Origin of the sequence: Mycolicibacterium bacteremicum, assembly GCF_002086115.1 — a bacterium.
Classification (GTDB): Bacteria; Actinomycetota; Actinomycetes; order Mycobacteriales; family Mycobacteriaceae; genus Mycobacterium; species Mycobacterium bacteremicum.
In genome coordinates, this window is sequence record NZ_MVHJ01000004.1 from 147,085 (window position 1) to 173,404 (window position 26,320).

Sequence of the window (26,320 nt, forward strand, 5' to 3'; positions counted from 1 at the left end):
GGGCCATCGAGGTGGCCGACTGGATCACCGCCGCCGATTGAGCCCGGCGGCACCGTAAGGTCATCGGTATGGCCCACCGGATCGACCCGACCGTCCTGCACGACGTGGCGGCCGACGTCGCAGCCCGTGGCGGCGACGACCTGGTCGGCACCGCGACACGGCTGCTGGCCGAGAAGTACCCGGATCTGATCGACCCGCGACCGGGCCGGTGGGTGGGCAGCAAGGCCGGCGGCGTGCTCGGCAAGGTGCGGTTCCTCTACTTCAGCCCACGCGAATACGTGGTCATCTTCGGATCGCCCACCGGGACCCAGGGATTCTCCGGCCGCTACAAACACGTCGACATCCACAAATTCCTGCTCGCCGGGCGCATCGACTCCTTCGATCTCGAATCCGATGACACCGAGGCCCTGCCCCCGCTGCTGCCCGGTGAGAGCACCTGTCTGCGGCGCGGCCAGGCTCGCGGTCTGACCGTGCACCCCGGATCGTGGCATATCGAATACGGCCGCGGCGCGGTCGCGACCACGCTGCCGTTCGCCATGGTCGACACGCTGCTGCTGTCGCTGGAAGTGGAATCGGTGAAGCGGTCGACGGTCGAGTTCGGCCGGTTGGTCAGGAGGCGTGCGCGGCCTCGTCGGCTGTGATGTCGAGCACCGCCTCGTGGATGAGCGCGAGGACCGCATCGAGCACCGCGCTCGCGTGCTTGCCACGCGCATAGCTGCGCAGGACCACCCGGCGGGTCCCCAGCCCGGGCACGTCGACGGTCTCCACGCCGTCCTGCGGCATACCGCGCAGCGCCAGCATCGGAATGAGCGTCATACCCTCGCCCGCGGCCACCAGCGCGAGTGCGGTCTGGGTGCCGAAGTAGCGGTGCACGATCGGCTGGTTCAACCCGCTGGACCGGCTGAGCCGCGCGGCCGCCCGGGCCGTGGCCGAGGATGGTTCGACCCCGACCCAGGGCAGCGGTAGGCGTCCCAGTTCGGTGACATCGGAGGCCAGGGTGCCCGACGGCACGACCAGCTTCCACGGCTCGTCGAGCAGGGGTACCTCGACGATGCCGGCCGGCGGCCGCTTCGGAATGTCCGCGGAGTCCAATTCGACGATGGCAGCGTCCAATTCGCCATCCTTGAGCGCGCGCATCAGCGGTTCCTGATCGGCCTCGACGACCTCGAACCGGATACCGGGCAACTGATGGCGCCACTCCGGCAGCATCGGTGCGACCACCACGGACAGGAAACTCTGGAACCCACCGAGGCGCATGGTGCCGTGGATCTCGGCCTCGCCGCGCTCGAGCTGCAACTGCGCCTCGACCAACGCGCGTTCGATCTGCTGGGCGGCCTCGGCCAGGATCTGACCCTCGTGGGTCAGCGCCGAACCGTTGGAGGTGCGGGTGATCAGGACACGGTCGGTCTCCCGTTCCAGACGGGCGATCTGCTGCGACACCGCCGACGGCGTCATCTGCAGGTCGTCGGCCGCGGCCAGGACGCCGCCCTCGCGGGCCACCGCCAACAGATACCGCAACCGGCGCGGATCGATGTCCATTCACAAAAACTACACTGACAGTACAGATTTATTCAATTGTGTTTAACGCTTGCGACGCTGATACTTCTGCTGGTTTCGGTTGGCACGAAGGCGGTTCTCGATGATTGCGGCAACCCTGGGTTGGGTGGGGGCGGTAGGCACGCTGTTCGCGTACCTGGCGGTCAGTCGTGGTTGGCTGTGCGGCAAGTCGCGCCGATACGCCACGTTGAACATCGCCGGCGGAGTGATGGCGGGTGTGGCTGCCGGAATGTACGGCGCCTGGCCGAGCGCCGCGTCGAACCTCGTCTGGGCGTTGATCGGCGCGGCCACCCTGGCGACCCACCTGCGCGAGGCGCGCCGGCACCGGCTGGTGCTCGTCTCGACCATGCCGGCCCCGCGTTACTCGCTGCGGCGGGTCATCGCCGCGCCGTCCGCTCGGGTCGCATCCGCCGAGGCACAACCCTGCGCATGAGCGCCCGAGGATTACCGAGCGCTCCGAACGGGCACATCTGCTAGGTCGCTAGTGACCTGCGCCACAACGGCGTGACGTGCAGGAGAGGCCATGACCACAGAGCAGCCTGTGAAGAAGACCGATGTCGACAGCGCCCTGATGGGCGGATCCACCTACCGGAGCCTCGGTGAACAGCGGCTCAGTCCGCAGGAGGAACGGTTCGAAAAGGGCCGTCGCACCGTGGGTCTGTTCCTCGCACCGGTGGTGGCCGTCGTGTTCCTGCTGCTGCCGTTGGACATCCCGCCGCAGCAGCAGACGCTGGCCGGTGTCCTGCTCGGCGTGATCGTGCTGTGGGTGACCGAGCCGATCCCCATTCCGATCGGCGGTCTGCTCGGTGTCGCCGTTATCGTCTTCCTCGGCGTGGCGCCCGTCGATGATGTGTTGGCGCCCTTCGGATCGTCGACCGTATTCACCTTCATCGGGGCGTTCATCCTCGCCCAGGCGATGCTCAAGCACGGCCTGGCGCGCCGGTTCGCCTTCCGCATCCTGGCGTTGCCGCGTGTCGGGCAGTCGACCACCGGCGTCATCCTGGCCTTCGGTGCGATCACCTGTCTGCTCTCGGCGTTCGTGTCCAACACCGCCACGGTGGCGATGCTGCTACCGACCGCGATCGGCATCATCGGCGTCGTCGCCAAGATCCTGCAGGCGCAGGGCAAGGTGGCCGACGACTTCGATCCGTTGCGGCTCAAGATGGGTGCCGCGGTCATGCTCATGCTCGCCTATTCGGCGAGTGTGGGTGGGTTGCTCACCCCGGTCGGCAGTCCGCCCAACCTGATCGGGCGCGGCCTCATCGAGGAGGCGACCGGGGAGAAGATCACCTTCGGGCAGTGGATGGTGCTGGCCGCCCCGATCTGTCTGGCGATGTTCCTGGTGCTGGCCTTCGTCCTGATCAAGCTCAACAGGCCCGAACTCAAGCGTATCGAGGGCGTCACCGAGTACGTGGCTGAGCAGCGTGCGGAGATGGGTCGGCTGTCCCGCGCGGAGAAGAACACTTTGATCGCCTTCGGCATCACCGTCACGCTGTGGGTGCTGCCGGGCGTCATCGCCCTGATCTTCGGCAATGACTCCGACATCTATTCGACCGTCAGTGACCGCCTGGACGAGGGCACGGTCGCGGTCTTCGGTGCAGCACTGCTATTTCTGCTGCCCACCGACTGGGGTCAGCGCGAATTCACCCTGCGCTGGAAGGATGCCGCGGCAATCGACTGGGGCACCGTCGTGCTCTTCGGCACCGGCATCATCTTCGGATCCCTGCTCGCCGACACCGGTCTCGCCGAGACGATCGGCACCTCGGTGGCCGACAGCCTCGGCTTCACCAGCGTGCTGGCCATCACGATCTTCGCGGTCCTGCTGGCGATCGTTGTCTCGGAGACGACGAGCAACACGGCCTCGGCCGCCGTGGTGGTGCCGATCATCATCCCGATCGCTGTTGCCGCAGGAGTGAATCCGTTCGTCCCCGCGCTGGCCGCCACCTTCGCAGCGTCCTTCGGGTTCATGCTGCCGGTGTCCACGCCGCAGAACGCCATCGTCTACGGCTCCGGCGCCGTGCCCATCACCACGATGATCCGCTCCGGCGTGACCTTCGACATCGCCGGCGCGATCCTCATCATCGCGTTGTTGCCCTTGATGGTCGCGGTGCTCGGCCTCGGCTCGTGACGCGCGCAACCGGTTTCGGCTCGGCGGTGCCGGACTCGTAACCGCGGACCACCCAGAACACCGTCTGGTCGAGGATGGGGATGATGTCGGTGACGTCGATCTCGCCGGCCGAGTGCCTACTGAGCAGGCCGTAGATGACGGTGGTGATGATGGCGTCGAGGCTCGCGACGAACTCGTCGTCGACATCGGCCAACAGTTCGAGTCCGGCCGGTGCCACCAGCTCGAGGCCGAAGCGGAACAACTGCTGGCCTTGGGCCGACGACCGCGCCCGGAAGTAGGCGGTCAGCATCCTGGGGTGGCGCTCCCATGGCTCGAAAATGGGCCGCAACAGCTGCATCAGTGATTCATGTAGCGACGCATCGGATTTCGGGGAGTCACCACCCAGATCGGCATATCGGTTGTGCTGCATCCAGTGCTGCAGGGCGGCGAAGATCATCTCGTCGCGCGTGCCGAACCGCTTATAGATGGTGGCCAGCGACACCTGCGCCCGGCGGGCCACCGCGCGCAGCTGCACCGCGTCGTACCCGTCCTGCTCGAGCATCTCCGCGACGACGTCGAGCAATCGGTCGCCGCTGTCGACCGACGGGACATGTGCCGCCATCACCCTTGCCTTCCGTGGAGTAACCACGTTACTGTACCGGGAGTAACACGGTTACTCAGACGGATGTGGAGCGAGGAACAATGGGTTCACTGGAGGGCAGAGTCGCCTTCATCACGGGTGTGGCGCGTGGTCAGGGGCGTAGTCACGCAGTCCGGCTCGCCTCCGAGGGCGCCGACATCATCGGCGTGGACATCTGCGCCGACATCGACGCCAACGGGTACCCGATGGCGTCCCGCCAGGAGTTGGATGAGACCGTCGCCCTCGTCGAGGCGGCCGGCGGCAAGATGCGCGCTTCGGTGGCCGACGTGCGGGACTTCGGAGCCTTGCGATCCGCTGTCGATGCCGGAGTCGAGCACTTCGGCAGGCTGGACATCGTGCTGGCCAACGCCGGTATCGCGCCGACTGCCTTCCGCGAGGTGAGCATCGAAGAAGACCTTGCGATGTGGACTGCCGTCATCGACGTCAACCTGGTGGGCTCGTTCCACACGGCGAAGGCGGCGATCCCGCATCTGATCGCCGGAGGTCGCGGTGGCGCCATCGTGTTCACCAGCTCGACGGCGGGACTGAAGGGCTTCGGCGGCTCGCAGGGTGGCGGTCTGGGTTATGCGGCCTCCAAGCACGGCATCGTCGGCTTGATGCGGACGCTTGCCAATGCGCTTGCTCCGCAGAACATCCGGGTCAACACCGTGCATCCCACGGCGGTCAACACCATGATGGCGACCAACCCGGCCATGACGGCGTTCCTGGAGGCCTACCCCGACGGCGGGCCACACCTGCAGAACCCGATGCCGGTCTCGCTGCTCGAACCCGAGGACATCAGCGCCGCGGTCTCATATCTGGTGTCCGATCAGGCCAAGTACGTCACCGGGGTCACGTTCCCGGTCGATGCCGGATTCTGCAACAAGCTATGAGCGGGCGCGTCGAGGGCAAACGCGTACTGATAACCGGCGCCGCCCGGGGTATGGGCCGCAGTCACGCCGTCCGATTGGCGCAGGAGGGTGCCGACGTCATTCTGGTCGACATCTGCGAATCCCTGCCCGAGATCGAGTACCCGCTTGCCACCGCGGACGAGCTGAAGGAGACGGCCGAGCTGGTCGAGAAGGCTGGTCGCCGGGCGGTCACCCACGTGGTGGACGTACGTGATGAGCGGGCACTGACCGCGGCGGTCGACGATGGTGTCGGCCAGCTCGGTGGTCTCGACGCGGCTGTCGCGAACGCCGGCGTACTGACCGGCGGAACCTGGGAAACCACCACCTCGCAGCAGTGGCGCACGGTCGTCGACGTGAACCTCATCGGGACGTGGAACACCTGCCGGGCGGCGATTCCGCACCTCGTGGACCGCGGTGGCAGCCTGGTCAACATCAGTTCGGCGGCCGGTATCAAGGGCTCACCACTGCACACCCCGTATACGGCATCCAAGGCGGGTGTCGTGGGCTTGAGCAGGGCGCTGGCCAATGAGCTTGCCGCAATGAGCATCCGGGTCAACACGGTGCATCCGACCGGGGTGCCGACCGGTATGCAACCGGCCTCGCTACACCAACTGCTCCATGACACTCGCAGCGACCTGGGCCCCGTCTTCCAGAACGCGCTTCCGATCGTGATGGCCGAGGCCGTCGACATCAGCAATGCCGTCCTGTTCCTGATCTCCGACGAAGCCCGCTATGTCACCGGCCTCGAATTCAAGGTCGACGCGGGCGTCACCATCCGATGATCCCTTCGACGAAGGACATGACGTGACCGTATTGGCTTCTGATCGGCTCGAGCGCGGCAGACGGGCATACGCCGACATCATGACGGTGCCGGCTCCGGCCGACTCGACTCCGGCCACGCAGCATCTGCTCGATTTCGTCTTCGCCGAGGTCTGGCAGCGGCCCGGTCTGACCCGTCGGGAGCGCAGGTTCGTCACCCTGCCGTGTGTTGCGGCGGCGGACTCCGAGGGGCCGATGCGTGACCATGTGTATGCCGCGCTCAACAGCGGAGACCTCAGTATCGTCGAGATGCAGGAAACAGTCCTTCATTTCGCGGTGTATGCCGGTTGGCCGAAGGCCTCGCGGTTCAACATGGTGGTCGACGAGCAGTGGGAGCGCATCCACCGTGAGAAGGATCTTCCGGTGCCGCCGCCGGTGCCGCTGCTGCCGCTGAGCACGCCCAGTGATCCCGAGGCGCGGCTCGCTGTCGGCGAGCAGTCGTTCCGGGACATCAACTGCCTGCCGTACGCCCCGCAGCGGGACAACCCGTTCCAAGGAGCCGGCATCCTCAACTTCGTCTTCGGTGAGATGTGGTTGCGGCCGGGGCTCGGCATGAAGGAACGACGCTTGATCACGGTGGCCTGTGTCGCCTTCCAGGACTCTCCGTATCCGATTCTCAGCCATGTCTATGCCGCGCTGAAGAGCCGCGACATCTCCTTTGCCGAAATGGACGAGCTGGCATTGCATTTCGCGGCGCACTACGGGTGGCCGAAGGGGTCGCACCTCAACCAGGTGATCGCCGAGCAGAAGGAGCGGGTGACCGAAGAATGGGCGCAGGACGGAGCGTCGAACCGGTGACGACGGCCGATGTCGGTCTCGATCCCATTGGCCTGCTCATCGGTACCGACCGGCCCGCCGTCACGTCAGCGGGTCTGCATCGGCACGTCTTTCCGGGCACCGGTGAGTCGAACGCCACGGTTGCCCTGGCCGGTGCCACCGAGGTGGACCTGTCTGTGTCGGTGGCGGTGGAGGCGCAGCGGGAATGGTTCGGGCTGACGGTCGATCAACGTCGCGACAAGCTCATCGACCTGGCCGACGTGGTGCGGGTGCATCTGGGTGAATTGGCCGAACTCAACACCCGCGACTACGGCGTGCCGATCTCGTATGCCGGCAATGCCGTCATGCTGGACCAGTTCCTCCGGCATTTCGCCGGGTATGTCGACAAGCCGCACGGGTCGAGTACTCCGGTCAGTGGCAGTACCGATCTCAATTTCATCGAGCGGGAACCCTACGGGGTGGTCGGGGTCATCGCCCCGTGGAACGGATCGCTCGTCGTGGCCGCGGCATGCGTCGCACCTGCCTTGGCCGCCGGAAACGCTGTGCTGTTCAAACCCTCCGAGCTCGCGCCGTTGGCTGCGCTGCGGTTCGGTGAGCTCTGTCTGGAAGCGGGGCTGCCTCCGGGTCTGGTCAACATCCTGCCGGCCACCGCCGACGGCGGGGATGCCCTGGTGCGGCATCCGGGCATCGGCAAGATCCACTTCACCGGCGGCGGAGACACCGCGCGTCACATCCTGCGGGCCGCGGCGGACAACCTGACTCCGGTGGTCACCGAACTGGGTGGCAAATCGGCCAACATCATCTTCGACGATGCCGACCTCGACACCGCCGCTGCCCGGTCGGCCCATCAGGGTCCGCTGATGCAGGCCGGCCAGAGTTGCGCCTGCGCCAGCCGGATCCTTGTGCACGATGCCGTGTACGACGCCTTCGTCGAGCGGTTCCTGGCCGTGATCTCGTCGGCGCGGGTGGGCGACCCGCTGGACCCGACCACCGGTTTCGGCCCGGTGATCTCCGAGGCTGCCCTGGTGCGGATCCTCGGCGTCATCGGCGATGCCGTCGACCGGCGAAGTGGCCGTCTGCTCACCGGTGGCGGACGAATCACCGAAGGAGCACTGGCACAAGGCTATTTCGTCGAGCCGACGGTGCTCGGCGATGTGGACAACCGGTCCGCACTCGCGCAGAACGAGACCTTCGGGCCGGTGGTATCGCTGATCCGCTTCACCGATGATCATGAGGCGGTGCGCATCGCCAACGACACACCGTATGGGCTGAATGCCTTCATCCACACCAGGGATCTCGTGCGCGCGCATTCGGTTGCGCGGCAGCTGCAGTCCGGATCGGTGTGGGTCAATCAGGGCAGCCGGATCTCACCGCAGGGCCCGTACGGCGGTTACAAGCAGAGCGGATCCGGGCGCACCGGGGGCCTGGAGGGCCTCCGGGAGTTTCAACAGGTTAAGAACATTCGTATCGGGATGAGCTGAGGGCAGGCCGCTACTTGAGCATGCTTCCTGCGTCGACGGTGACGGGAAGTCCTGTGATGTAGCGCGATTCGTCGGAGGCGAGGAACAGCACGGCGTTGCTGATGTCGACGGGTTCGACCCAGCCGATCGGCAGCACGTGCATCATCTGTGCGACCACCTTCATATCCTCGGGGCCCGGGTTCTCCAGGTCGGGCCGGAACAGGTGCATGGTGCCCTCGTTCATGAACATGGGGGTGTTGACGTTGGTCGGGCACACCGCGTTGACCCGGATGAAGTGCTGGCCGAGTTCGACCGCGAAGGTTCGCATCAATCCGATCACACCGTGCTTGGCCGCGATGTAGTGTCCGGTGTTCGGATAGGCCTTGAGCCCGCCGACCGAGCTGGTCAATACGATGGATCCGCCCTGCCCACCAGAAATGAGATGGGGGACAGCTGCTTTGACTGTCTTCCAGACGCCGGACAGGTTGATGCCGATCATGTCGTCCCAGTCGTGCTGGGCCGTCTTGTCCAATGTCTGCCCGCCGTTGCCGATGCCGGCATTGGCAACGATGATGTCCAACCGACCCAGCTGCTCGACTCCGCTGTCCACCGCCGCCGTCAGCGCGTCGAAGTCGCGGACGTCGACCTCGGCGGTGACGATCCGCCGGTTGAGTCCCTTGACCAGATCCGCCGTCTCCGCCAGGTCATCCGGGGAGGATGGCGCGATCTGGGCGTCCGGTGTGATCGGTCCGCAGATGTCGACCGCGATGATGTCGGCGCCTTCCTCGGCCAGCCGCACCGCGTGACTGCGGCCCTGTCCGCGCGCCGCGCCGGTGACGAAGGCGACCTTGCCTGCTACCCGTCCTGTCACGATCCACCTCATTCTGATTGCCCGCTGTGTACTGATCGATCGATCAGGAAGCTAGGCCCGAAACGACCCGGGTGTCAACCCTTGGGCCTATTTCGCGAGCGTGTCCAGCTGGGCCTCGATGAGACGGCGCAGCTCGTCGTGGCCGAGCGTCACTCCGACGGCCTCCTCGTTGCAGAGGCTGCGGGCTATCTGGGCGATCAGCATGGACACCGCCACTGGCGGGTACTTATCCATGTCGACGCCGCGGGCGCGCAGTGCGACGGCGACGGCGGCGGTCTCGATATCGCGGACCCGTTCGGCGTAGGCGCGCAGTTCGGCGCGGATGACCTTGCGGTGGTTGGCCAGCGCCATGAACTCGGTGCTCAGGATGCTCAAGCTGTTATCGCTGTTCACAGCCCATAAAGCACGCAGCGGATCGTCGTCGGTGAGGGCGGCGCGCATGCTGGCCAGCGAGGCATCGGCGCCACTGCGCAGCACCTCCACGAACAGGTCGTCCATGGTGGGGAAGTAGTAGTAGACCAGCGCCTGTTTGACGCCGGCCTCGGCGGCCACCCGCCGGGATGTGGCCGCGGCGTACCCGTCCTCGCGCATCAGTTTGGCGGTGGCCGCGATCAACCGTTCCCGCGCGCCGGGGTCTGCTGAGCGCGGCCTGGTGGACGCGGCCACTCAACGACCTCCGAGCCGCTGGCCGGTTGACCGCCGCGGACGGCCCGTGATAAGCATGCGGCATTCTAACAGTCTGGTCGATCGATCAGTTTTGTGTCAGAATCGGCCCGGATGGAGGTGCGGGATGTCCCTGCGACGGATGGTCGCCGTCGACCCGAAGCTGTGCGAAGGGCACGCGTTGTGTCTCGACACGGCGCCCGAGGTCTTCGATGTCGGCGACGACGACGTCGCGTCATGCACCAGGCAACCGGGTCCGGACATGTGGCCCGCCGTCCGTGCGGCCATCGACGCCTGCCCGCGCGGGGCGATCAGCGTCTGCGAAGAGGAACTCGAAAGGACTCAGCCATGACCGATCTCGCCGAAGCGGACTTCTTTTCCGACCAGATCATCAGCCAGTCGCCGTATGAATACTGGGATCGGATGCGCGAGTTGGGACCGGTGACCAGGGAGCCGCACTACGGCGTGGTGGCCGTCACCGGCTACCAGGAGGTCATGGCCGCGTTCAAGGACCACGACTCGTTCTCCGCGGTGAATGCGATCGGTGGGCCGTTCCCGCCTCTGCCGTTCACCCCGGAAGGTGACGACATCAGTGCCCAGATCGAGGAGCATCGGCACCTCTTCCCCATCCACGAGCACATGGTGGTGATGGACCCGCCCGCGCACGAGAAGGCGCGTTCCCTGTTGAGCAAGCTGCTCACGCCCCGCCGCCTCAAAGAGAACGAAGACTACATGTGGCGCCTGGTGGACAGCCAGATCGACCAGTTCATCGACAGCGGGCGCTGTGAATTCCTGTCCGAGTACGCCAAGCCATTTGCGACGTCGGCGATCATCGACCTGCTCGGTGTACCGGAGGGCGACCGGCCCGAGTTCCTGGCCGCGCTGGGCGCCGAAAGACCCGACGGCAACAGGGTGGGCGCGCTCGACGGTGAACCCGTGGGGCTCGATCCCCTGCAGTACCTCGACGACAAGTTCCTCGGATACCTCGCCGAACGTCGACGCGACCCGCGCGAGGATGTGCTCAGCGGGATTGCAGCCGCGCTGTATCCGGACGGATCGACACCCGAACTGATCGAACTGGTCAAGCCGGCGACCTTCCTGTTCGCCGCGGGGCAGGAGACCGTCACCAAGCTGTTGACCGCCGCCGTGCAGACACTCGGAGACCGGCCGGAGTTCCAACAGGCACTGCGCGAGGATCCGAGCCGCATCCCGACGTTCATCGAGGAAGCGGTGCGGATGCACTCTCCCACCAAGGTCGACTTCCGACTCGTTCGCAAGAGCACGACCCTGGGTGGGGTGGCGCTGCCGGCGGGCACCATCGTGATGCTGTGTCTGGGCGCGGCCAACCGCGATCCGCGCAAGTTCGACGATCCGCACGAGTTCCGGCCGGACCGTAAGAACGTCCGTGAGCACATCGCCTTCGGGCGCGGAATCCACACCTGCGCGGGTGCGCCACTGGCCCGGGTCGAAGGGCAGATCACCGTCCGCAGGCTGCTGGACCGGATGTCCGACATCAGAATCGACGAGAGCAAGCACGGCGCGGCAGGCGCGCGGAACTACGTCTACGAGCCGACCTTCCTGCTGCGCGGTCTCACCGAGTTGCACATCGAGTTCACCGCGGCCGCCGGTTGATCGCACGCATCGTCGCGGCGGTTCTACTGGCCTGGGCTGGTTTCGGCGTTTCGGTGGCGCATGCCGACCGGCTGGGCGCGGTCAACGGCGTGTTCGACGCAGTGTCCAACGGTGATTGGGCGCGCACCAACAACGTCTACATGGATGAACAGACCGTGGTCAGCACCTGGACGATCAGCACCACCTGCACCAAATACCAGACCTGCGAGGGCACGGTCAGCAGCGACCAGGGTTGGACCGCAGAGATCTCGACCACAGATGGGCTGTGGTACGTCCGCCGGGAGATTCCCGACTGGCAGCACTGCGCCGGCGGCGGCACCGCGGCCGGACGGCAGCTGTTCCAGTTCTATCCGATCGACGTGGCCAGCGGTCAGCTGGAGCCAGGCTCGGATGTCTTCACGGGCATCGACCGGACCACGACGGCAGGTGGGTCGTGCGGGGATAGCGACCCGACCGTCATCGAGATGCCGTTCCGTCTGAGCCGTGCATCCTGACGCCACCACCGCCGTTGCGGGCGGCGTGGTCCACGACGTGCTGTCGCAGTGACTCAGCCGGCCAGCCGTTGTTCCAGCAGGGTCAGCGCGGCGGTGAGTGAATCATCGGGCATCACGGTGTTGTGCGCCGCCGAGATCAGCACCCCGACGATCGCCCCCGCGAGCACCCGTCGCCCCGGCGCATCCTCCGGCGCGTCCGGGCGATGCGTGAGCGCCTCGGCGATCAGGTCGATCAACCGGACGTACTCGCCGTAGAGCAGGCCCCGCGCCTCCGGGATCTGGAAGGTCAGCCGCTGACCGGTCTCGAAATCGGCGCGGTCCTGCTCCGACATCGCGCCGAACACCTCGGCGACGGCATGGCGATAGGCGGCGACGACGGGCAGATCGGCCGGTGCCGTGGCGAACGCCTCGACGATGGGTTCGATCTGACCGTCGTTGAGAAGCACCGCTTCTTTGCCGGTGTAATAGCGGTAGAACGTGCGCGGGGAGATGTCGGCCGCGGCGGCGATCTGTTCGACGGTGGTGGCGTCATAGCCGTTGTCGGCGAACAGCGAGAAGGCCGCGGTGCGGATGGCCAGCCGGGTCTTGAGCTTCTTACGTGCCCGCAAGCCTTCTGCATCCCCCGATTTCGACACTGCGCCAGTGTCCCCCATCTACCTGCAGATCAGCCCACCAACGTGTGCGCTGCTCCGGCCATGTGCTCGGTCACGGTGGCCGCGGCGCTGTCGCCGTCGCCAGATTCGATGGCATCCACGATGTCGTAATGCCGCTTGGCATTCATGTTACGGATCGCCCGGTCGACACCGGCGAACATGATCGACATCCGGATGCTGCCCTCCAGCGAGGTCCACTGGTGTACCAGCGTCTCGTTGCCGGTGAGCCGGCACATGGTGCGGTGGAACCGGAGGTCGGCCTCGATGCGGTCTTCCAGATTGGCCTCGGCCCACCGATCCATGTCGTCGACGGCACCGCGCAGCGTGGCCACGATGTCGGCCCGCTCGGTCCGCGACGCGAGTTCGCGCGCGGCCAGCGATTCGAGCGCGGCACGCACGTTGAAGATGTCGCGGATCTCCTTGGCGTCGAGGTGGCGCACCGACAACCGCCCGCGGGCCCCCGCGGAGATGAGCCCCTCCTGCTGGAGTTGGCGCATGGCCTCGCGCAGGGTGCCGCGGCTGATCTGCAGCGCATCGGACAGGTCCGTCTCCACCAGGTGGGTGCCCGGCGTCAGCTGACCCGTGGTGATCGCCCGGCGCAGCGCGGTCAGCGCCTGCTCACGCAGGCTCGTCTTCTCCAACCGCAGCAACGAGGTGGAATCCACGGTCATGCCGCGCTCCTTGACTGTCAACATTCAGTTGTCAACACCCTACAGACGTTCCAGCACGGTGGCGACCAGGCGCGCAGTGGCCAGGCCGTACCGGTCGTGCAGGGTCGGCAGGGCGCCGGCGGCCAGGAACTCATCGGGCAGGGCCACCGGGGTGATCTGTTTGGCCACCCCACGCTGCACTGCTGCCGACGCGACGGTCTCGAACAATCCGCCGACCACGGTGTGGTTTTCACAGGTCAGCACCAAGCGGTCCGTATCCACCTGGGCCAGAACCGTTTCGGCGTCGAACGGTTTGATGGTCGGGGTGTGCACGACGGCCACGTCGACGTTGTGTGCGGCCAGCTGCTCGGCAGCCTGCAGCGCGCGCATGGTCATCAGGCCGGACGAGATCAGCACGACATCGGCGCCCCCGCGCAGCACTGCGGCCCTGCCGAGCTCGAAGCGGTAGTCGTACTCGTCCAGCACGGTCGGGACGTTGCCGCGCAGCAGGCGCAGGTAGGTCGGGCCCGGGTGCTCCGCGAGCTGGGGTACGGCCTGCTCGATGTCCACCGAATCGCACGGGTCCACGATCGTCAGGTTGGGCATACCGCGGAAGATCGCGATGTCCTCGGTCGCCTGGTGCGACGGGCCGTAGCCGGTGGTCAACCCGGGCAGCCCGCCGACCACGTTGACATTGAGGTTGGGCTCGGCGATGTCCAGGCAGATGAAGTCATATGCCCGGCGGGCCGCGAACACCGAGTAGGTGGACGCGAACGGGACCAGGCCGGTCTCGGCCATTCCCGCCGCCGCGCCGAACAGCAGTTGTTCGGCCATGCCCATCTGAAAGAACCTGTCCGGGAACTCTTTTGCAAAGATGTGCATATCGGTGTATTTGCCCAGATCCGCGGTGAGCCCGACGATGCGGTCGTTCTCCCGGGCCGCCTTGACCAGCGCGTGCCCGAAGGGCGCCGGGCTGGTCTTCTGGCCGGGATCGGCGAACGACGCGATCATCGCCGAGGTCTTCAACTTGGCCGGCGCGCTCATGCTGGTACTCCTTCAAAACCTGCGGTCAACTGTTCGCGGCAGATCTGCCATTCGTCGGCGTCGATGCGCATGAAATGCGCCTTCTCCCGGTTCTCCAGCAGCGGCACCCCACGGCCGATCCTGGTGTCGCACAGGATGACCGACGGTCGGTCGGTGCTGACGGCGTCGAATGCGGCCAGCAGGGCGTCGACGTCGTTACCGTCCACCCGTGCCACCTGCCATCCGCAGGCTGACCATTTGTCGGCCACCGGCTCGGTGCGCAGCACCCCGACGGTCGGGCCGTCGGCCTGTAGCGCGTTGATGTCGACCATGGCGATCAGATTGCCCAGGCCGTGGTGGGAAGCGCCCATCGCGGCCTCCCAGGTCGACCCCTCGTCGAGCTCGCCGTCGGAGAGGAAGTTGATCACCCGCGCCGGGTTGCCCTGGTGACGCAGGCCCAGCGCCATCCCGACCGCGACGGTCAGCCCGTGCCCCAGCGACCCACCGGAGATCTCCATTCCCGGTGTGTAGCTCGCCATTCCGGACATCGGCAGGCGGGATTCGTCGGAGCCGTAGGTTTCCAACTCCTCGACGCTGATGATGCCGGCCTCGGCCAGCGCGGCATACAGCCCGATCGCGTAGTGCCCGGTCGAGAGCAGGAAGCGGTCACGACCGGTCCAGTGCGGGTCCTCGGCACGGTACTTCAGTTGATCGACGTACACCGCGGCGAGCATGTCGGCGGCACCCAGTGCCTGCCCGACATAGCCCTGGCCCTGTGCCTCGCCCATGTTCAGCGCATGGTGGCGCATCCGGTAGGCGGCCTGGCGTACCCGTTCGGTGCGCATCAGCGGACCAGCTCGTGGTGGTTGGCGACCGCGTCGTCGGCGGCCTTGCGCTCGGCAGGCCCCCAGGTCTCGCGGGTGAGCAGTGCGGCCCACAGACCGATCGCGGCATAGCAGGAGAACAGCAGCGCCGGGCCCATCCAACCGAACCCCTCGAAGAGCAGGGTGGTGATGAACGGGGTGAAGCCGGATACCATCGCCGAGATCTGGTAGGCCAGTGAGGCTCCCGAGGTACGGGTCGCCGCGGTGAACAATTCGGGGAACCAGGCGCCCTGGGCGCCGGCCAACGCGTTCTGGCACACGGTGTAGGCGAGCACGAAGGTCACCACGATCAGCAACATCAGCCCGGTGTTCACCATGGCGAACATCAGCACCCCGAACGGAATGCCGAAGGCGCACACGCCCAGATAGACCGGGCGGCGACCGACCTTGTCGGTGAGCGCGGCCCAGCCGAAGGTGGCGAAGATGCCCAGGAACGAGGCGACGCACAGCGCGGTCAGCGTCTGGCTGGCGGTGGCCAGACCGGAGTTCTTCAGGTAGCTGATCATGTAGGTGATCGCGACGGCATAGCCCGCCGTCTCGGCGACGCGAAGGCCGATGCCGCGCACGATGTTTCGCCAGTCCTTCTTGACCACCTCGACGATGGGGGACTTGACGATCTTGCCGGAATCCTTGACGTCGGTGAACACCGGGGACTCGGGGACCTTCGCGCGGATGATCAGGCCGACGATCACCAGGATCAGGCTGGCCAGGAACGGCACCCGCCAGGCCCAGTCGCCGGGTAGGTGGACGCTGACCAGGAAGGTCAGGTTGGCCAGCAGCAGGCCGACCGGGAAGCCGGCCTGGACGATGCCGGTGTAGCGGCCCTTCTGTTTCCAGGGGGCGTGCTCGTAGCTCATCAGGATGGCCCCACCCCATTCGGCGCCGAAGGCCAGGCCCTGGATGATGCGTACGGTCACGAGCAGGACCGGCGCCAGCACGCCGACCGCGGCATAGGTCGGCAGCAGACCGATGGCGAAGGTGGCCAGACCCATGATGATCAGGGAGGCGACCAGCACCGGCTTGCGGCCCACCTTGTCACCGAGGTGTCCGCCGATGATGCCGCCGATCGGGCGGGCGGCGAAGCCGACACCGAGGGTGGCGAAGGCGGCCAGCGTGCCGGCGACCGGGCTGGAGTTCGGGAAGAACGCGGTGCCGAAGTACAGCGCCGCAGCGGTACCGAATCCGATGAAGTCATAGGTCTCGATGACGGCACCGACTCCGGAGCCGACGGCAACCCGCTTGGCCTCCGGCGTCCCGTTGACCGGGCCCCGCATCTTCAGAGCGTCGTCGCTCATGGTGGACATCCTTTCAAATCCAGTTCCAGCTGGAGTTCCGACCGATGAATCCGGTCACTGTCAACGGTTGACAGTGCCGCAACGCCCTCAGTGTGACCACGCCCACAGCAAGCTGTCAACAGTCAACAACAAGTTAATGTTGCCCGTTGGCTGTTAACAGTCGACTCAGATAGTGTGCCGGGCATCACAACGTTCGGAGGGGACATGACCGGCCCATTCAGCAGCAGGCTGGGCTGCTCGACGATCAGCTTCAGGCACCAGAACCTGGCGCGGGCCTTGACGACCATTGCCGGCCTGGGCTTCACCGAGATCGATCTCGGTGCCCTACCCGGCGTCTGCGACCACGTGCCCTACGTGCTCGACGAGGTAGCGGTGGACGAGGTGGCCCGCACGGTTGCCGCATCCGGGCTCACGGTCCGGTCGATCAACGGTGATATCGGTGACCTGAACGCCCATCGTCGGGTCGAGCGAAGCGACGGGGGAGGGTCTGGACCTGATGACCACGACGGCCGCGACCGGCACACCGAGATGCTCGTCGAACTCGCGGCCGCGACCGGTGCCCGAGCGCTCGTGCTGCCCTGCGGGGCGCTCGACCACCAGCCGATCGAGTCACTGCCGGCCGACCTGGACCGGGTGGCCGCCGAGCTGCTGACTGCGGCGTCCGCCGCCGAACGGCGCGGGGTGGCGTTGTGGACGGAGTCCCTGCACTACCACCGGCTGTGCTTCAACCTCGAACGTGCCCAGGCGCTGACCGACCGTCTCGACGGACGGGTCGGCATCGTGCTGGATTTCAGCCATGTCGTCGCCTCCGGCGGGGACCCGGTCGAGTTCATCGACCGCTTCGGACCGCGCATCGCACACGTCCACATCCGTGACGCGGTGCCCGGGAACATCAATCTCTCGGTGGGCAACGGCGTGGTCGACTTCGGCCGCAGCCTCAAGGCGCTCGCCGATGCCGGTTACACCGGCCACTTCTCGCTGGAACTCGAAACCCGCGATGTCACCCACGATGAGCGGCCCGCGGCAACCACCGCCGCCGGGCTGTTGATCACCGATCTGATCTGAGGAGTCACAATGTCCGCCCAGAAAACAGCCGTGGTTACCGGCGCCACCTCCCCGAAGGGCATCGGCATCGCCGTTGCCGAGCGCTACGCCCGGGAAGGCTGGGCCGTGGTGATCCTCGACCTCGACGGGGAGAAGAGCGCCAAGATCGCCGCCGAGGTCGGAAACCAGTACGCCGTGCCGGCTTTCGGTCACGCGGTGGATGTCACCTCGGACGAATCGGTGAACGCCGCGTATGCCGCTGTCGCCGCCGAGGTCACCGCGGGCAACCTGCCCCCGGTCGGTGCGCTGGCCAATATCGCCGGCATCACTTCGCCGGTGCCGTTCCTGGAGACCGACCTCGACCTGTGGAACAAGGTGATGGCCGTCAACGCCACCGGCACCTACCTGGTCACCAAGGCGTTCCTGCCCGCCATGATCGAGCAGGGCTGGGGCCGCATCGTCAACATGTCCTCGGTCAGCGCGCAGCGCGGCGGTGGCGTCTTCGGCAAGGTCCCTTACTCGTCGGCCAAGGCCGCCATCCTGGGCTTCACCAAGTCGTTGGCCCGCGAGATCGCCGACACCGGCGTCACCGTCAATGCCGTCACCCCCGGTGCGGTCGACACCAACATCCGCGTCGGCTCAACCGATGAGCAGGAGGCCAAGCTGGCCGCCGACATCCCGGTCGGGCGCACCGCCACCACCGAGGAGGTCGCCGCCGTGATCACCTTCCTGTCCAGCAAGGACGCCAGCTACCTGACCGGGACCACCGTTGACATCAACGGCGGCAGCCACATTCACTAGATGAGGTAAGCGCCATGACTCGACTGTTCAACGACCCGGCCACCTTCACCGAGGACATGCTCGCCGGATTTCTCGATGCGAATGCGCACCATGTCAGCGGTGTGCCCGGCGGCGTCGTACGGGCCACCGCGACCCCGCCCGGCAAGGTAGCGGTTGTCGTGGGCGGCGGGTCAGGGCACTATCCGGCATTCTGCGGCGTGGTGGGCCACGGCTTCGCCGACGGTGCGGTGGTGGGCAACATCTTCACCTCGCCCTCGGCGCAGGAGGCCGCCTCGGTCGCCCGGGCTGCGCACGGTGACGCCGGGGTGCTGTTCCTGACCGGCAACTACGCCGGTGACGTGATGAACTTCGGGTTGGCGGTTTCCCAACTGCAGTCCGAAGGCATCGACGCGCGTTTTCTCGTCGTGACCGATGACATCGCCAGTGCCGCAGCCGAAGACATCACCAAACGCCGGGGAATCGCCGGCGACTTCACCGTGTTCCGCTGCGCCGGTGCGGCCGCCGAAGAAGGTGCAGACCTCGATACTGTCGAGCGGACTGCCGCCAAGGCCAATGCCGCCACCCGCACGCTGGGTGTCGCGTTCGACGGGTGCACGCTGCCCGGCGCACCCCAGCCCTTGTTCACCGTGCAGGCCGGGCAGATGGATCTCGGCCTCGGAATCCACGGTGAGCCGGGGGTCTCCAGCCACGCGATGCCGACCGCGACCGAACTGGCCGAGCTGTTGGTCGCCGGTGTACTCGCTGAGAAGCCGGCCGGCGCATCGGAGCGTGTCGCGGTCATCCTCAACGGATTGGGCCGCACCAAATACGAAGAGCTGTTCGTGGTCTGGAAGACCGTGGCGGCCCGGCTCGCCGGATCGGGCCACACCGTGGTGTCCCCGGAGGTCGGTGAACTGGTCACCAGCCTGGACATGGCCGGCTGCTCGCTCACGGTGATGTGGCTCGACGACGAACTCGAGCGGCTGTGGACCTCGCCGTGCGACACCCCGGCCTACCGCAAGGGCAGGGTGACCGCGGCCATGGCGCCGCGGCGCACCACCGCGGCCGCCGCGACGTCGGCAACCGTGATCACCGCGGGCGACGAGCACTCCTGTCGCGTCGGGGCCGCTGTGGCACAGGGTATCTCCCGGATCGCGGCGCAGATGCGCCACGCCGAGGCCGAACTCGGCCGGATCGACGCCGTGGCCGGTGACGGCGACCACGGTCGCGGCATGGTCAAGGGGTCCACCGCGGCGGCCGCTGCCGCGGCGGCGACCGTGCAGGAGGCCGGCGGTACCGCGGCGGTCCTCGCCACCGCCGGCGAGGCTTGGGCGGCGAAGGCCGGCGGCACCTCGGGCGTGCTGTGGGGCGCCGCACTGTCGGCGGCCGGCGACCGCCTCGGCAACGCGGGCGTACCCGCCGATCGCGATGTGGCCGCCGCCCTGCGCGCCGGACACGACGCGCTGACCACGCTCGGCGGTGCGCGGCCCGGTGACAAGACGATGCTGGACGCGCTGGGCCCGTTCGTGGACAGTGTCGAGACCGCGGTGGCGCGTGGAAGCGATTGGCGCACAGCCTGGCTGGAGTCGGTGGAGGTGGCGCAGAAGGCCGCGGCTGCCACCGCCGAGCTGCGGCCCAAGGTCGGTCGGGCCCGTCCCCTTGCCGAGCGCAGCGTCGGCACCCCCGACGCCGGCGCGATATCCCTGGCCATGTGCATCCAGACAGTGGCCGATCTGATCGAAGGCGCGGCCGTGCCGCCGCGAAGCGAAGCGGAGCAAGAATGACATTACGAATTGTGGTCGGCTGCGATGACGCCGGCCTGCAGTACAAGGACGTCCTGCGCGCCGACCTGGAGGCCGACCCGCGGGTGGCCTCGGTGGTCGATGTCGGCGTCGGTGCCGACGAGCACACCGCCTACCCGCACGTCGCGGTGACCGCCGCCCGGATGGTCGCCGACGGTACCGCCGACCGCGCCCTGCTGGTCTGCGGGACCGGTCTCGGTGTCGCGATCGCCGCGAACAAGGTGCCCGGGGTGCGGGCCGTGACCGCGCACGACAGCTTCTCGGTGGAACGCGCCATCCTGAGCAACAACGCCCAGGTGCTGTGCTTCGGGCAGCGGGTGGTCGGCATCGAGTTGGCGCGCCGGCTGGCCGCCGAATGGCTGGGCTACGAGTTCGATCCGTCGTCGGCCTCGGCCGAGAAGGTCGCGGCGATCTGCGGGTACGAGCCGCAGCACGCGTGAACTAGTCTCATCGGCGTGTCAGATGACCTCTGGGCCGCCGCAACCCACCACCCGTTTCTCGCCGCGGTGCGGGACGGCACCCTCGCCACCGCGTCCTTCGATCGGTGGCTGGCCCAGGACGCCCTGTTCGTCGCCGATCTGCTGACATTCCAGGCGCGGCTGCTGGCCCGTGCCCCGCGCCCGGCCCAGGAGGTGTTGGCGGGCGGGTGCGCGGCGCTGGTCGCCGAGTTGGACTGGTTCGACGGTCACGCGGCGCAACGCGGGCTGGCCCCGGATCCCGACCCGCTGCCCACCACGCTGGCCTACCGGGAGTTGTTGGGACGCCTGGACTCCGAGCCATTCGATGCCGCGGTCACCGGACTGTGGGTGATCGAGCGGGTCTACCTGCTGGGCTGGACGTCGGCCCGGTCGTCGGAGTCGCCCTACGCCGAGTTCATCGAGCACTGGACGGTGCCGGAATTCGCCGGATACGTCGACGGTCTGGCTGCACTGGCCCAGCCGCAGCGCTACGCCGGACTGGTAGATGAGGTACTGCGACTGGAGGTCGAGTTCTGGAACATGGCCTGGCAGGACCCGGCATGAGCCTGTCCGCCCGGCTGTGGGAGGCCAACGCCGACATCGTCGCCGAGGTCCTCGACAATGCGTTCGTGCGGGGCATCGCGGACGGTTCGCTGGAGCGGAACCTGTTCGCGGGGTATGTCGCCCAGGACGCCTTCTTCCTCGAATCGTTCGCGCGTGCCTATGCGTCGGCGCTGGTGCGCAGCCCCGACACCGCCTCGCTGCTGACCTTCGCCGATCTGCTCGCCGGCGTGCGCGAGGAACTCGGTCTGCACGCCTCGTACGCCGCGCAGTGGGATATCGACATGGCCGGTGTGCAACCCGCCGCGGCCACGCTGGCCTACACCGAATTCCTGCTGGCGACCGCGTCGACGGCTGGGCTCGGCGTCATCTGTGCGGCGATGACCCCGTGCATGCGCCTCTACGCGCACATCGGGTCGACGCTGGACGCGGATGCTGCCGGGCCGTACGCACAGTGGGTGCAGACGTACGCCGATCCCGGATTCGACGAGGTGGCCACGCTGCTGGAGCGGCTGCTCGACCAACACGGCCAGGACACCCCGGCGGTCCGTGCCGCCTACCGGCGCGCGATGCGGCTGGAGCTGGAATTCTTCACCGCCGCGTACCGCGGCTGACCGTCGGGCGCCCAGCGCGCCCTAGTCGCCGGACCCCTTGGCGATCGCATCGACCACGGCCGCGCAGAACGCGGGCAGATCATCGGGGGACCGGCTGGTGATGAGGTTGCCGTCCACGACGACCTCTTCGTCGACCACCGTCGCCCCGGCGTTACGGAGGTCGGTGCGCAGACTCGGGTAGGACGTCAGCGTGCGGCCCTTGGCGACGCCGGCCTCCACCAATGTCCAAGGACCATGGCAGATCACGCCGACCGGCTTGCCGGACTCGACGAACGCCCGGACGAACGCCACCGCATCCTCGTCGGAGCGCAGCTTGTCGGCGTTCACCGTCCCGCCCGGGATGACGAGTCCGTCGAACTCGTCGGCAGCGGCGTCCTTGACCAGACGGTCCACCCGGTAGCTTCCCGACGGTTCCAGATCATGGTCTCGCGCGTCGATCTCGCCGTCCTGCAACGACAGCAGGGTGACGGCCGCACCCGCCTTGTCCACCGCGTCGCGGGGCTCGGTCAGCTCGAGACGCTCGACGCCGTCGGTGGCGAGGATGGCGACCCTTTTCCCGGTCAGTATGTTGCTCATCTCGGCAGTGTTCCCGATCGCCTCCGGACCAAACCACCGGCCGGGCGGGCCCAGGCCGCCGGCCCAGCGGCTCGAACCGTCGAATCACGAACCGAACTCCAACGGCAGCCGGGTGGGCCCACTCATTCCCAACAACGGCCGCCACGGCGCACTTCCGGCGAGTCGCGGGCCGGGTAGCCGGAGCGACAGGACTTTGAGAGCTTCGGACAGCTCACGTCGTGCCAGATTGGCCCCGAGGCAGTAATGAGCACCCCCGCCAAAGGTCAAGATGGGTGGTGGAGCCTGCCGGGTGATGTCAAACCGTGCCGGATCGGCGTAGACCATCGGGTCCCGGTTGGCCGCGTAGGTGTTAACGAGGATGAATGTGCCTGCGGGAAAGGAATAGTCGCCGATCTCGACATCCTCGGTGACCCCGCGGACGGTGCTGCACATCGAAGGGGAGTGCCGCATCGTCTCTTCGACAGCACGCATGGCGAGTTCGGGGTGCTCCCCGAGCAGTGTCAATTGATCCGGATGGTCACAAAGGACCTGCATCGATGCAGCCAATTGCGTTCGGGTGGTGTCTGTTCCGGCGATCAAGATGCTGAATGCCAGCATGCGGACCTCGCCGGCATCCAGACGGTCACCGTCGCTTTCGGCCCGGATGAGCTCGGACAACAGGTCATCGGTCAACTGGGTGCGCCGATGGGCGATCATCTCATCGATGTAGTCGTCGAACTGGTCCCACGCTCTGAGAACCGCGGGTTCCTCCGCGGCGAGATCGATGTCGAAGCTGACGATCTTGAAGATGTCCTCCGCCCATCCGGAGAACATCATCCAGTCTTCGCGGGGCGCTCCGAACAGCGCGCAGATGACGGGGATGGGATATGGGCGTGCGATCTCCTCGACGAATTCGCAACGCCCGGTGTCGATAACTGCGTCGATGAGGTTGTTGATGACCTCATGGATGGTCTGGTCCATGCGAGCCGTCGCGCGCGGAGTGAAGGCCCGGGACACCAGGCCGCGTAGGCGTCGGTGTTCCACGCCGTCCATGTTGAGGATGCTGCGGGTGACCCGATCCCACAGTTCTCCCGAGGTGATGCCGTGCGCGCTGAGATGGATGCCCTGCGGGATCTTGAACCGCGGATCCCCCAGGACGGCGCGGGCAAGGTCGTGTGACAACACCTCGGGGCCGATCGGGCCCAGCGCGATCGGTGCCTGCTGCTGTGCTTCGCGCAACTGTGGGTAAATCTGCAGGGGGGTATCGGTCAGGTCGTACGTCAGCGTCGGCAGATCGGCATCGAAAACACTGGGTTTGGTCGTGGGCGCGGTCATCGGACGTCACCCGCCAGTATGGTCCCCGCCAGACCGAGCACCGACATGTCGAACTCGCCCCGGTGCGTGCCGTTTCCTGAGAAATACTGCCGGAAAGGGAGAGTCGTTCCGTGGCCCGGGATGTTCTCCATCGTTGCCGTCTCCGGTACATGCAGCCGAGATTCACCCGCCATGGCGCACCAGCCCGCGCGGCCGGATGAGGCCGAGATCGAGATGATGGTGCCAGCCCGGTGCTGCGTCGCAGATGTCCGGGATGGCGTTGATTGCGCCCATGGCCGTCCAGTCGTAGCCCGGGTGCTTCATGGTGCCGTCGGGCCGGCGGACCCCCTTGAGGGTCAACTCGGTCGGCGGGTCGCCGTCGATGACGATCTCGTATCGGGTCTCGCCCCAGTCCCACGGTGGATCGAGATGCCGGGGGCCCGCCGTCACGTAGATCGCGTGGAACACGATCAGCGGCTGGCCGCCCACCCAGGCCGTCCACTCGTGCCGCTGTCCGGCGACCGTGCCCTTCGGGATGACGCCGTCGGGGTGGGCAATATCGGTGGTCGCCGTCGCAACGTCGACGGCGGCGGCGGTCACCTCGTCGATCGTCGCGCCCAGACCGTCGGCGATCATGTACATCGACTGGGCAAAGAACGGCAGACCGAGTCCCAGAATCGTGGGCTCGGCGAGGAATGTTTCCCTGTCCTTTCCGAAGCCCATCCAGTCGATGTGATCCAGTGGAGCGTCTTTCAGAACGTCGACCACTTCGTACAACTGGATCGTGTCGACCCGGCTCATCACGCGGGCCAGGGTGAGCGGCAGGATGTCCCCGGCGTACCCCGGGTGGATCCCACCGCCGTGGAACGACGTTCCGCCGTCCCGGCACGCGGCCCGGATCTGTTCCCCGGGCTCGCGGAAGTCCGGCGACGGATGGAAGAAGCCCGACGTGGTCACCACGTTCTTCCCGGACCGCAGCAGTCGGCAGACGGTGTCGACATCCATGATGATCGGGGTGAAGAACACACAATCGGCATCAAGGGCGATCATCGCTTCGGCATCGTCGGTGGCGGTGATTCCGATCGGGCCGATACCGGCGATGTCGCCGGCGTCCATGCCGACCTTGTCCGGATTGTGAACCAGAACGCCGACGAGTTCGTAGATCGGATTCGCGGCGAAATGCCGGATTCCCACCTGACCGACATCACCGGTCATCCACTGGATGACCCGATAGACCTTGTCTGGCATGGCATCACCTCTCTGCTGCCGCCAGCACTCCGCGGGGGAGCAACAGGGGCAGGTCGTTGTATGTGGCGATGCCCGCCGGGGCGGCGATCACCGCGGGTATCGCGGTGATGGCCGGCATCGCGGTGATGGTGAGACCGAGCTTGACGAAATCGCCCAGTGTCTCGGCTGTGAAGTCCGGCGGAGGTTCGAAACTGAGCGTGCTCCTGATCGTCGGCCGACCCTCAACCGTGATCGTGTAGCCGAGATCCGTGGACCAGACGGGACGCAGCGTTTGCCCCTTTGTCCAGACCCCGCGGATCTCGATGATCTCGCGACCACCGACGATGCCGGACCAGCGGACATCGATGCCTGCGACGCAGCCGGCCGCTATGGTCCAGTCCCCGGGCAACCGGAGATCCTCGGTTGTTTCGGCATAGGTAGCTGTACAGAGGATTTCGTCCAGCTCGGCGTCAAACGCCTGCGCGACCAGTTGCACCGCCTCCCGGAAGATTCCCGAACCATGTTCGGTAACCGCGCTCAGGCCGGGATGATCGATGGGATAGCCGAAACCCATCGGGATCTCGGTGGCAGGGGAGGCATAGATGGTCGTGTCGAACGATTCGACGATCGAGACACGGTCCACCCGGTCGGAGATGCCGGCTGTCACGACGGCGAACAACTGGATGAAGCCGGGATTAATCTCACTGCCGAAGATTGTCGCCTCACCCCGCTCACAGGCCTCGATGATGCGTGTGCGGTCACCCTCCAACCGGCTGCCGGTGATGAATTCCGATGTCGTCACCACGTTGATGCCGGCTCCGAGGATGCTTGTCAGGGTATCGACATCGGCGAACATGGGGTTGTAGACCACGCAGTCCGGTCGCAGCGCGAGCAGAGCATCGACGTCATCGGTCGCGATGACCCCCACCGGATCGATGCCGCACAGCTCTCCGACATCGCGTCCGACCTTGTCGGGAGACCACGCGAAGCACCCGACCAGTTCCAGATCGGTGTTGGCCATGATCGCGTGTACCGATTTCCGGCCGACGTTGCCCGTGGTCCACTGCACGACGCGATACGTCATGACCGGTCACCTGGTCCGGTCATGGAGATCCGAGTCCGGCAGCTTCGCGGGCCTCACGTGCCTCGTGGATACGTACGAGTTCGCGAAACCCGATCCGGTTGTATTGGGGGACAGGTTGAATACCCCACACGTCCTGGGCGGTGTCCTTGCCCTCGGCGCCCTCCGGCGGACCGAATGCCGGGTACGGAACCTTGCATTCGAGGGTGTCGTCGGAGTATCGCACCTTGAGCAGCTCGCTGCAGATCTCGGTGAGACTGAGGGTGGGGTACCCGTAGTACACGGCCATGAAGGGCAGGGTGAACGCACCTTCGATGACCAGTGCCACCAGACAGACCAATACCGCGCGTTTGATGTACCGGTGCATCCGTGCGTAGTACGGCGTGGTGCCGGGCGGCAGGTCTTCGGCCTTTTCCTCGGTGGCTTCCGGTGTGGTTGTCACAGTGTC

At 66.7% G+C, this 26,320-nt stretch carries 30 protein-coding genes; 16 read left to right on the forward strand and 14 right to left on the reverse strand.

Annotated features, from left to right (window positions below):
* The first annotated feature begins 68 nt into the window (after positions 1 to 68).
* Positions 69 to 641, forward strand: a complete 573-nt coding sequence (locus tag BST17_RS06440) for an isomerase (protein ID WP_083056295.1) — start codon at positions 69 to 71, stop codon at positions 639 to 641.
* Here the strand turns inward: BST17_RS06440 and BST17_RS06445 are convergent.
* On the reverse strand, positions 610 to 1,539 hold the full coding sequence (locus BST17_RS06445; RefSeq protein ID WP_083056297.1) for a LysR family transcriptional regulator: 930 nt from the start codon (positions 1,537 to 1,539) through the stop codon (positions 610 to 612). The genes BST17_RS06440 and BST17_RS06445 overlap by 32 nt on opposite strands.
* Before the next feature lie 100 nt (positions 1,540 to 1,639).
* On the opposite strand from BST17_RS06445, the gene BST17_RS06450 reads away from it, so the two are divergent.
* Both BST17_RS06450 and BST17_RS06455 read left to right on the forward strand, forming a co-directional pair.
* Positions 1,640 to 1,990, forward strand: a complete 351-nt coding sequence (locus tag BST17_RS06450) for a CBU_0592 family membrane protein (protein ID WP_083056298.1) — start codon at positions 1,640 to 1,642, stop codon at positions 1,988 to 1,990.
* 90 nt (positions 1,991 to 2,080) lie between these two features.
* Entirely contained in the window at positions 2,081 to 3,685 is a 1,605-nt protein-coding gene (locus BST17_RS06455) for an SLC13 family permease (RefSeq protein WP_083056300.1), read from the forward strand.
* Here BST17_RS06455 and BST17_RS06460 read toward each other — a convergent pair.
* Positions 3,636 to 4,286 carry a TetR/AcrR family transcriptional regulator gene (locus tag BST17_RS06460; RefSeq protein WP_083056588.1) on the reverse strand — a complete coding sequence of 217 codons (651 nt, stop codon included), beginning with the start codon at positions 4,284 to 4,286 and terminating at the stop codon, positions 3,636 to 3,638. The genes BST17_RS06455 and BST17_RS06460 overlap by 50 nt on opposite strands.
* 80 nt (positions 4,287 to 4,366) lie before the next feature.
* Here BST17_RS06460 and BST17_RS06465 point away from each other — a divergent pair, with 80 nt between their 5' ends.
* The 4 genes from BST17_RS06465 (at position 4,367) to BST17_RS06480 (ending at position 8,292) form a co-directional block, all read left to right on the forward strand.
* Positions 4,367 to 5,197, forward strand: coding sequence for a mycofactocin-coupled SDR family oxidoreductase (locus BST17_RS06465; protein WP_083056302.1), 831 nt, complete (start codon positions 4,367 to 4,369; stop codon positions 5,195 to 5,197).
* Entirely contained in the window at positions 5,194 to 5,997 is an 804-nt protein-coding gene (locus BST17_RS06470; protein WP_083056304.1) for a mycofactocin-coupled SDR family oxidoreductase, read from the forward strand. The genes BST17_RS06465 and BST17_RS06470 overlap by 4 nt, the downstream gene beginning before the upstream one ends.
* A gap of 79 nt (positions 5,998 to 6,076) precedes the next feature.
* Positions 6,077 to 6,832 (forward strand): carboxymuconolactone decarboxylase family protein, encoded by a 756-nt coding sequence (locus BST17_RS06475; RefSeq protein ID WP_234807569.1) that lies wholly within the window; start codon positions 6,077 to 6,079, stop codon positions 6,830 to 6,832.
* On the forward strand, positions 6,802 to 8,292 hold the full coding sequence (locus BST17_RS06480) for an aldehyde dehydrogenase family protein (protein ID WP_083056308.1): 1,491 nt from the start codon (positions 6,802 to 6,804) through the stop codon (positions 8,290 to 8,292). The genes BST17_RS06475 and BST17_RS06480 overlap by 31 nt, the downstream gene beginning before the upstream one ends.
* A 10-nt stretch (positions 8,293 to 8,302) precedes the next feature.
* On the opposite strand, the gene BST17_RS06485 is transcribed toward BST17_RS06480, so the two are convergent.
* Positions 8,303 to 9,142, reverse strand: a complete 840-nt coding sequence (locus BST17_RS06485) for a mycofactocin-coupled SDR family oxidoreductase (protein WP_083056590.1) — start codon at positions 9,140 to 9,142, stop codon at positions 8,303 to 8,305.
* An 87-nt stretch (positions 9,143 to 9,229) separates the two neighbouring features.
* Complete coding sequence (locus tag BST17_RS06490) at positions 9,230 to 9,808, reverse strand: TetR/AcrR family transcriptional regulator (protein WP_083056310.1); 579 nt, start codon at positions 9,806 to 9,808, stop codon at positions 9,230 to 9,232.
* Positions 9,809 to 9,932: 124 nt separating this feature from the next.
* Here BST17_RS06490 and BST17_RS06495 point away from each other — a divergent pair, with 124 nt between their 5' ends.
* The 3 genes from BST17_RS06495 to BST17_RS06505 are packed head-to-tail and all read left to right on the forward strand — an operon-like array spanning position 9,933 to position 11,931.
* Positions 9,933 to 10,157, forward strand: coding sequence for a ferredoxin (locus tag BST17_RS06495; protein ID WP_083056312.1), 225 nt, complete (start codon positions 9,933 to 9,935; stop codon positions 10,155 to 10,157).
* The gene (locus BST17_RS06500) at positions 10,154 to 11,437 is read left to right on the forward strand and encodes a cytochrome P450 (RefSeq protein ID WP_083056314.1); all 1,284 of its coding nucleotides are present in this window, start codon (positions 10,154 to 10,156) and stop codon (positions 11,435 to 11,437) included. Before BST17_RS06495 ends, BST17_RS06500 begins: the two co-directional genes overlap by 4 nt.
* Positions 11,434 to 11,931: an Rv2253/PknI dimerization domain-containing protein gene (locus BST17_RS06505; RefSeq protein ID WP_083056316.1), complete on the forward strand. Its 498-nt coding sequence runs from the start codon at positions 11,434 to 11,436 to the stop codon at positions 11,929 to 11,931. The genes BST17_RS06500 and BST17_RS06505 overlap by 4 nt, the downstream gene beginning before the upstream one ends.
* A gap of 53 nt (positions 11,932 to 11,984) precedes the next feature.
* On the opposite strand, the gene BST17_RS06510 is transcribed toward BST17_RS06505, so the two are convergent.
* The 5 genes from BST17_RS06510 to BST17_RS06530 are packed head-to-tail and all read right to left on the reverse strand — an operon-like array spanning position 11,985 to position 16,436.
* Positions 11,985 to 12,566, reverse strand: coding sequence for a TetR family transcriptional regulator (locus tag BST17_RS06510; RefSeq protein ID WP_407937736.1), 582 nt, complete (start codon positions 12,564 to 12,566; stop codon positions 11,985 to 11,987).
* 29 nt (positions 12,567 to 12,595) lie between these two features.
* The gene (locus tag BST17_RS06515) at positions 12,596 to 13,255 is read right to left on the reverse strand and encodes a GntR family transcriptional regulator (RefSeq protein ID WP_083056592.1); all 660 of its coding nucleotides are present in this window, start codon (positions 13,253 to 13,255) and stop codon (positions 12,596 to 12,598) included.
* A gap of 39 nt (positions 13,256 to 13,294) precedes the next feature.
* Positions 13,295 to 14,278, reverse strand: a complete 984-nt coding sequence (locus BST17_RS06520) for a transketolase family protein (protein ID WP_083056320.1) — start codon at positions 14,276 to 14,278, stop codon at positions 13,295 to 13,297.
* Positions 14,275 to 15,102 carry a transketolase gene (locus BST17_RS06525; RefSeq protein ID WP_083056322.1) on the reverse strand — a complete coding sequence of 276 codons (828 nt, stop codon included), beginning with the start codon at positions 15,100 to 15,102 and terminating at the stop codon, positions 14,275 to 14,277. The genes BST17_RS06520 and BST17_RS06525 overlap by 4 nt, the downstream gene beginning before the upstream one ends.
* Positions 15,102 to 16,436, reverse strand: a complete 1,335-nt coding sequence (locus BST17_RS06530) for an MFS transporter (RefSeq protein ID WP_083056594.1) — start codon at positions 16,434 to 16,436, stop codon at positions 15,102 to 15,104. The genes BST17_RS06525 and BST17_RS06530 overlap by 1 nt, the downstream gene beginning before the upstream one ends.
* Positions 16,437 to 16,640: 204 nt before the next feature.
* Between BST17_RS06530 and BST17_RS06535 the strand changes: the two genes are divergently transcribed.
* Genes BST17_RS06535 through BST17_RS06560 form a run of 6 tightly spaced genes read left to right on the forward strand, consistent with a single transcriptional unit; the run spans position 16,641 to position 21,695 of the window.
* Complete coding sequence (locus tag BST17_RS06535) at positions 16,641 to 17,501, forward strand: sugar phosphate isomerase/epimerase family protein (protein ID WP_083056324.1); 861 nt, start codon at positions 16,641 to 16,643, stop codon at positions 17,499 to 17,501.
* A 9-nt stretch (positions 17,502 to 17,510) separates the two neighbouring features.
* A complete protein-coding gene (locus tag BST17_RS06540; RefSeq protein ID WP_083056326.1) occupies positions 17,511 to 18,281 on the forward strand; it encodes an SDR family NAD(P)-dependent oxidoreductase in 771 nt (256 codons plus the stop codon).
* A gap of 14 nt (positions 18,282 to 18,295) precedes the next feature.
* Positions 18,296 to 20,044, forward strand: coding sequence for a dihydroxyacetone kinase family protein (locus BST17_RS06545; RefSeq protein ID WP_083056328.1), 1,749 nt, complete (start codon positions 18,296 to 18,298; stop codon positions 20,042 to 20,044).
* A complete protein-coding gene (locus tag BST17_RS06550; RefSeq protein ID WP_083056330.1) occupies positions 20,041 to 20,502 on the forward strand; it encodes a ribose-5-phosphate isomerase in 462 nt (153 codons plus the stop codon). The genes BST17_RS06545 and BST17_RS06550 overlap by 4 nt, the downstream gene beginning before the upstream one ends.
* A 15-nt stretch (positions 20,503 to 20,517) precedes the next feature.
* Complete coding sequence (locus BST17_RS06555; protein WP_083056332.1) at positions 20,518 to 21,084, forward strand: TenA family protein; 567 nt, start codon at positions 20,518 to 20,520, stop codon at positions 21,082 to 21,084.
* Positions 21,081 to 21,695, forward strand: a complete 615-nt coding sequence (locus BST17_RS06560; protein ID WP_083056334.1) for a TenA family protein — start codon at positions 21,081 to 21,083, stop codon at positions 21,693 to 21,695. Before BST17_RS06555 ends, BST17_RS06560 begins: the two co-directional genes overlap by 4 nt.
* A gap of 21 nt (positions 21,696 to 21,716) precedes the next feature.
* Here the strand turns inward: BST17_RS06560 and BST17_RS06565 are convergent, their stop codons facing one another.
* From BST17_RS06565 to BST17_RS06585, 5 genes are all read right to left on the reverse strand, one after another.
* The gene (locus BST17_RS06565; protein WP_083056336.1) at positions 21,717 to 22,271 is read right to left on the reverse strand and encodes a type 1 glutamine amidotransferase domain-containing protein; all 555 of its coding nucleotides are present in this window, start codon (positions 22,269 to 22,271) and stop codon (positions 21,717 to 21,719) included.
* A gap of 84 nt (positions 22,272 to 22,355) precedes the next feature.
* Positions 22,356 to 23,585 (reverse strand): cytochrome P450, encoded by a 1,230-nt coding sequence (locus BST17_RS06570; protein WP_083056338.1) that lies wholly within the window; start codon positions 23,583 to 23,585, stop codon positions 22,356 to 22,358.
* 162 nt (positions 23,586 to 23,747) lie between these two features.
* Positions 23,748 to 24,812 (reverse strand): NAD(P)H-dependent amine dehydrogenase family protein, encoded by a 1,065-nt coding sequence (locus tag BST17_RS06575; protein ID WP_083056340.1) that lies wholly within the window; start codon positions 24,810 to 24,812, stop codon positions 23,748 to 23,750.
* 4 nt (positions 24,813 to 24,816) lie between these two features.
* Positions 24,817 to 25,875 carry an NAD(P)H-dependent amine dehydrogenase family protein gene (locus BST17_RS06580; protein WP_083056342.1) on the reverse strand — a complete coding sequence of 353 codons (1,059 nt, stop codon included), beginning with the start codon at positions 25,873 to 25,875 and terminating at the stop codon, positions 24,817 to 24,819.
* A gap of 19 nt (positions 25,876 to 25,894) precedes the next feature.
* Positions 25,895 to 26,314, reverse strand: a complete 420-nt coding sequence (locus tag BST17_RS06585; protein ID WP_083056343.1) for a hypothetical protein — start codon at positions 26,312 to 26,314, stop codon at positions 25,895 to 25,897.
* Positions 26,315 to 26,320: the final 6 nt, after the last annotated feature.